The following is a 5,377-nucleotide window of genomic DNA, read 5'->3' as shown; positions in this document are numbered from 1 at the left end:
GACCTCGCCCTGAGCGGGGCCTGCGCTACCGGGCGTCATCGGATGTCGGGTGTAATGCGGCTGACCTCCAACGATCGACGGCCATTTCGGTCTGGATGTGATCGGAGAGGTGTGCGGGGCGAAACGCGGGGCAAGCGATGGGCAGGCCGGAACGAGACTTCCGGCGTGAACGCAGTAGGGAAAGGTGCGGTAGGGATTTACATTTCCTTCCGTCTCCATGACCGGAGGAGTTGTTTTTTGCATGACGGAGAATTTCTGGGGTTACCGCGAGACCGCCAGCCGTCTGAGTGGGCCGGATCTGACGGGGTACAAGGTCGAGGCGAGCGACGGTTCTATCGGCAAGGTCGACAAGCACTCGGATGAAGTCGGTTCCTCGTACATCGTGGTTGATACCGGTCCGTGGATTCTCGGCAAGGAAGTCCTGCTGCCCGCGGGCACGATCAGCCGGATCGACGCGAACGACGAGAAGATCTATGTCGACCGGACGAAGGAGCAGATCAAGAACGCTCCGGAGTTCGACAAGGACAAGCACCTCGGTGATGCCGACTACCACCGCCAGGTCGGCGGGTACTACGACGGACCGCACCACCTGTAGCACGCGCGGACACCGAGCACTCCAGGGTGGGGACGACAGCAACAAGCTGTCGTCCCCACCCTGTTGCTGTGCCCCCCGGCGACACGGAGCGGGCCGATGGCCGTGTTGAGAGCGCAAGACGAGGGCGGCACGGGGGGCGCCCCGGTGAATGCCATGTGTCGAGGTCAGGTCTTGGCCCCGGGGATGGCGAGGGGCTCGCTGACGGCCTGGCCGGGGCGGGGTATGAATCGCCTGGGCCGGTGGGATGGTCGCCAGGCCTCCGGTCGGGTCCTGCCTGCGTGGGCGCGAGGGCTCGGTGGCCAGAGCTCGTCGTCGCGCGCGCTTCCTGCTTGTCACCCAGGACGGTGACTCCTCTTCCCTGCCGAGTGCCTACCTGCTTAGCCGCAGTACCCGCGGAGCACCTCGAGCTGAGACGGCTCGCCAGCACGTGACGCGACGCCGCTGCTATCCACCCGTCGAGCGGGTCACCGTGCCGTGAAAGGAGGGAAGCCCCGGCCGCTCTGTGTTTCCCGGGCGCGGTGTGCCAGCCGGCGGGCAGCGTGCACACTGCGTCGCGCCAGGCAGAGCTCGCCCGCCGCGACGTGGCAGGTCGGGCACGGCTCGGCGAACGCGCCGTGCCGGAAACGGCGGTGCGTCTCGTACGTGGCATCCAGCATCGCGTCGAGCGCCGAATGCGGGAGACCAACGGCTATACGGGCGGCTGCGTGCACCGATCGGCGAGGGGTGACTTCCAGGACCGGGGTGGTGCTCATGAAGGGATCTCCTCGTGCAGTGGGGGAGTACGCAAGCCGTGCCTACCCACGGGCGCGCGAGCCCCCGGCAGGGCCGGGGGCGGCTTACGCTGCTGTGGCTACCGGGGGCGAGGCAGCCGAGAGCGCGGCGGCGGCCAGGGTGCGGGTGGGTTGGACGGCCAGCCCCTCGGCCCCCGCCTGTGCCTCCAGCGCCCGGCGTGCTTCGGCGGTCGCCGCGAGGACGGCCAGCGGTGCTCCTGCGGAGCGGCACATGCGGTGGGTTCGGACGACCGTGCTCACCGCGGCGGTACTCAGCGGCGCGTCCGAGAGTTCCAGCATGACGGGTGCAGACCGGTGGGCGGCGAGGTATCCGTCGATCGCCCAGGCGGCTGCGGCCCGGCCGCCGATATCCAGATCGGCCCGCAGCCGGATGATCAGCACACCGCTCTCGGTCACGTTGCAGGGCAGCACAGACGCTCCTTGTCCTCACGATCACCTCGGCTGGTTGTCGTGCGGATGCCCGCGTCTGGGACCGGTATGCGCGACCTTCAAGGTCGGGATCATCAGCGGCGGTGGAGAACGGCGGGTGCCCAACCCGTTCCTGCGGCGCCGACCGTGGGGCGGCGAGGCAGGCGTCCTGGCGGGTTTAGTGGATGAGAAGGGGAAGAAGCGAGAGATGTACCGGGAGGATTCGGCTGGCTGCTGATCAATCGGATCGCCGACCATACGGAGATCCGGCCGTATGACGACGGCAAGACGATCACGGCGTTCATCCTGCTCCCCGCTCCCCCCTGAACCACGGTCCGGCCGTCCTGCTCGACACCCGCTCGGTCACACGGTGGGCCACTTTGTCGTTGTCAGCGATGGTGAAGATTTCTCGGCGCGTCCTCGCTGACATGAGTGGGGCGGCGCTGGAAAGGCGCTGAGTATGACACGCACATCGAAGCCAGGCCCAGGTGAGGACGACAAGCGCGGGGAAACCGGCCCCGAGAGCACGGCGGGACCGGATCGGCAGGTGAAGGGGCGGGAGCCTGACCGGCCCACCGAGCTGCCAAAGCGGTCGTGGAAGGCGGTCCTACGCGGCACCGTGGAGGAGTTCAAGGACGACGAGCTCGCCGACCGGGCCGCAGCGCTCACCTATTACGGGGTCCTGGCGCTCTTCCCTGCGCTGCTGGTGCTGGTGTCACTGCTGGGCATCGCCGGGGACTCGGTGACGAAACAGGTCCTGGGCAACCTGCAGGAACTCGCTCCCAGCTCGGCGCGGGACGTGGTCAGCGACGCCGTGCAGCAGCTCCAGGGCCATTCCGGGGTCGGCTCGCTCCTGGCGATCGTCGGCCTGACTGTCGCCGTGTGGTCGGCGTCCGGCTACATCGCCGCGTTCATCCGTACCTCGAACGCCGTCTACGACATGCCCGAAGGCCGCCCCGTGTGGAAGGTCCTCCCGCTGCGCCTGGCCCTCACCGTCACGCTGATGGTCCTGGCCTGCGCCAGTGCGCTCATCGTCGTCTTCTCCGGCTCACTGGCCCGGCAGGTGGGCACCGCGCTGGGTGTCGGGGACACTGCTCTGACCGTGTGGTCGATCGCGAAGTGGCCGGTGCTGGTCCTCCTCGTCACGATCATGATCGCGATTCTCTACTGGGCCGCGCCGAACGCGAAGGGCCGCGGATTCAAGTGGGTGACGCCGGGCAGTTTCCTGGCGCTGGCCATTTGGATGGCCGCATCGGCCGGCTTCGCGTTCTACGTCGCGAACTTCGCCTCCTACAACAAGACCTATGGCACCCTCGCCGGCGTGATCGTGTTCCTGGTCTGGCTGTGGATCACCAACCTTGCGATCCTCCTCGGCCTGGAGTTCGATGCCGAAATGGTTCGCCAGCGTGCGATCGCCGGCGGGCTGCCCGCGGACGAGGAACCTTACGTCGAACCCCGCGACACCCGAGCCTGGAGCGACGGCGACCGCCGGCGGATGAAGCACTGACCCGTCAGCACTCGCCGCGAGACCAGCCCGCCCGGCCGGCCTCTGCGTCCCTCGCCCGCCGGTCGAAGACGATGCACCCGGATGCACCCTGAATCCGAAACCCATCACGCGAGGTGAGCCTATTCTCCGACGCCTTGTTCTTCTGGTCCGTTCGGGGCGGAGCGGTCGAGCCGAGTGGTGACGGGTGTGGCCGCGACGCCGTGCAGGAGTACCGACAGCAGCACGGTGAAGGTCACCACCGCCCACAACTCGCGGGTGGGAGTGGCGAATTCTGCTGCGCCCAAGGCGTACGCGAGGTAGAAGAACGAACCGACGCCCCGGATGCCGAAGAACGCGATGGCCGCTCGCTCCTTGCCCGCGGCCTTGCCACCGATCTGCACCGCCCAGCCGACGGTCGGCCGGATCAGCAGGAAGAGCACGAGCCCGAGAGCTGCTCCGCGCCAAGTCAGTGCCGCGAGGCCGCCGTCGGCGATGAAGCCGCCGACGAGGAAGAGGATGACGGCGGTGAGGAGCCTTTCGATCTGATCGGTGAAGGCGTGCATGACACGGTGGTAGCGATGGGAGCGTTCGGCGTTGCGGATCGTGCAGGCGGCGACGAAGACGGCGAGGAAGCCGTAGCCGTGGAGGAGCTCGGTCAGTCCGTACGCCGTGAAGGTCGCGGCCAGCGCAACGAAGCCCTCGCGGTGTTCGGAGAGCCGCAGTGCCTTCCAGGAGGCCTGGAAGAACATCCAGCCGAGGAGCCGTCCCACACCGAGCCCGACCGCCAAGCCCACCACGCTGCGCACCAGGATGTCGCTCCACACCCAGTGCCAGAGTCCATCGGTGGACCAGCCCGTCGCCGAAGCCGTGGTCAGGGCGATGGCCGCCAGGACGAACGGGAAGGCCAAACCGTCGTTGAGCCCGGCCTCGCTGGTCAGCGCGAAGCGGACCTCGTCCTCGTCGTCTTCATCGTCGGTCGGCTCTCCCACGCGCACTTCCGCGGCCAGGACCGGGTCCGTGGGAGCGAGGGCAGCCGCAACCAGCAAGGCCACGGCTGGTGGCCATCCCACCAGCCATCCCGCTGCGGCCGCGGTGAGCAGGATCGTCAGGGGCATGGCCAAGCCCAGCAGTCGCCACGTCGTTGACCAGGCGCGGTAGCCCGGCGGCCGGTTGATGGCCAGACCCGCGCCCATCAACGCGACCACGACGCAGACCTCCGTGAGGTGCTCCACGACGCCGCGGTGCCGGACGGGGTCGAGCGTCGGGAGCGCGTCCAGCGGCAGCAGGAACACCAGGAACCCCGCTGCCAAGAACACCATGGGCAAGGACAAGGGCCGCTTCGCGAGGGCGGTGGGAAGAACCGCCGCGCACAGAGCCCCCAGCCCCGCGCAGGCGTACACCACGTCTACCCCGGTCAAACCCAGCAAGCCGATCACCATTCCCGTACGAAACCCTCGTCGGCACCCGCCTACCCGATCTTGCAACGGGCAGTCCGAGTCCACCCATGCGGCTTCGGTCCACTTGGTCTCCGCGGTCAAGCCGGACGTCCCCTCACCTACGACGCCGCCTTCGACCGGTTCCTCAACCGCCTGATCGATGGCCTCGAAACCGACTGATGCCAGGCACCTGCGACTGTCGTGCCGAGTTTTCTTCGGTGACGCAGGCATGGGGTGCCGGGACAGGGGCAGGCGGGAGTCCAAGCGGAAGGCGACGCCGTCCGCTGCAAGGCATCGGAAATGGAGGGGCGGCAGGGGTGATCCCTTTGCCGTCCTCCGCTTACCGGAGGAGTTGTTTTCGCGTGACTGAGCATGTGTGGAGTTACAAGTCCACCTCGGGCCATCTGGCCGGGACCGATCTGACCGGTTTCAAGGTCGAGGCGGTCGACGGTGACATCGGCAAGGTGGACAAGCACTCCGACGAGGTCGGTGACGCCTATCTGGTCGTGGACACCGGGGTCTGGATCTTCGGCAAGGAGGTCTTGCTGCCGGCGAGCACGGTTCTCCGGGTCGACCCGGAGGACAAGAAGGTCTACGTGGACCGGACCAAGGAGCAGATCAAGAGCGCTCCGGAGTTCCACCGGGACAAGCACCTCGGGGA

Annotated in this window: 6 protein-coding genes; 3 read left to right on the top strand and 3 right to left on the bottom strand. The window is 67.8% G+C overall.

Going from position 1 to position 5,377, the window contains the following annotated elements:
* Positions 1-241: 241 nt before the first annotated feature.
* Positions 242-595, top strand: coding sequence for a PRC-barrel domain-containing protein (locus tag ACFVX6_RS40455; protein ID WP_389699580.1), 354 nt, complete (start codon positions 242-244; stop codon positions 593-595).
* Between the two features lie 464 nt (positions 596-1,059).
* Here the strand turns inward: ACFVX6_RS40455 and ACFVX6_RS40450 are convergent, their stop codons facing one another.
* Together ACFVX6_RS40450 and ACFVX6_RS40445 are read right to left on the bottom strand one after the other, a co-directional pair.
* Entirely contained in the window at positions 1,060-1,347 is a 288-nt protein-coding gene (locus ACFVX6_RS40450) for a hypothetical protein (RefSeq protein WP_389699579.1), read from the bottom strand.
* An 84-nt stretch (positions 1,348-1,431) separates the two neighbouring features.
* Positions 1,432-1,797 carry an STAS domain-containing protein gene (locus ACFVX6_RS40445; protein ID WP_389699578.1) on the bottom strand — a complete coding sequence of 122 codons (366 nt, stop codon included), beginning with the start codon at positions 1,795-1,797 and terminating at the stop codon, positions 1,432-1,434.
* Between the two features lie 457 nt (positions 1,798-2,254).
* Here ACFVX6_RS40445 and ACFVX6_RS40440 point away from each other — a divergent pair, with 457 nt between their 5' ends.
* Entirely contained in the window at positions 2,255-3,301 is a 1,047-nt protein-coding gene (locus ACFVX6_RS40440; RefSeq protein WP_389699577.1) for a YihY/virulence factor BrkB family protein, read from the top strand.
* A 119-nt stretch (positions 3,302-3,420) separates the two neighbouring features.
* On the opposite strand, the gene ACFVX6_RS40435 is transcribed toward ACFVX6_RS40440, so the two are convergent.
* The gene (locus tag ACFVX6_RS40435) at positions 3,421-4,719 is read right to left on the bottom strand and encodes a cation:proton antiporter (RefSeq protein ID WP_389699576.1); all 1,299 of its coding nucleotides are present in this window, start codon (positions 4,717-4,719) and stop codon (positions 3,421-3,423) included.
* Between the two features lie 359 nt (positions 4,720-5,078).
* Between ACFVX6_RS40435 and ACFVX6_RS40430 the strand changes: the two genes are divergently transcribed.
* Positions 5,079-5,377: PRC-barrel domain-containing protein (locus ACFVX6_RS40430; protein WP_389699575.1), on the top strand; the 299-nt coding region annotated here is incomplete at its 3' end.

It is taken from the genome of Streptomyces sp. NPDC058289, from assembly GCF_042880975.1.
In the GTDB taxonomy this organism is placed as follows: Bacteria; Actinomycetota; Actinomycetes; order Streptomycetales; family Streptomycetaceae; genus Streptomyces; species Streptomyces stoeckheimensis.
The sequence above is the reverse complement of the archived record's forward strand: the minus strand, read 5'-3'. Positions and strand labels throughout refer to the sequence as shown.

Bases quoted from the DNA above. Each gene is read 5' to 3' on its own strand.
- ACFVX6_RS40455 (WP_389699580.1), top strand. From the start codon at position 242: ATGACGGAGAATTTCTGGGGTTACCGCGAGACCGCCAGCCGTCTGAGT.
- ACFVX6_RS40450 (WP_389699579.1), bottom strand. From the start codon at position 1,347: ATGAGCACCACCCCGGTCCTGGAAGTCACCCCTCGCCGATCGGTGCAC.
- ACFVX6_RS40440 (WP_389699577.1), top strand. From the start codon at position 2,255: ATGACACGCACATCGAAGCCAGGCCCAGGTGAGGACGACAAGCGCGGG.
- ACFVX6_RS40435 (WP_389699576.1), bottom strand. From the start codon at position 4,719: ATGGTGATCGGCTTGCTGGGTTTGACCGGGGTAGACGTGGTGTACGCC.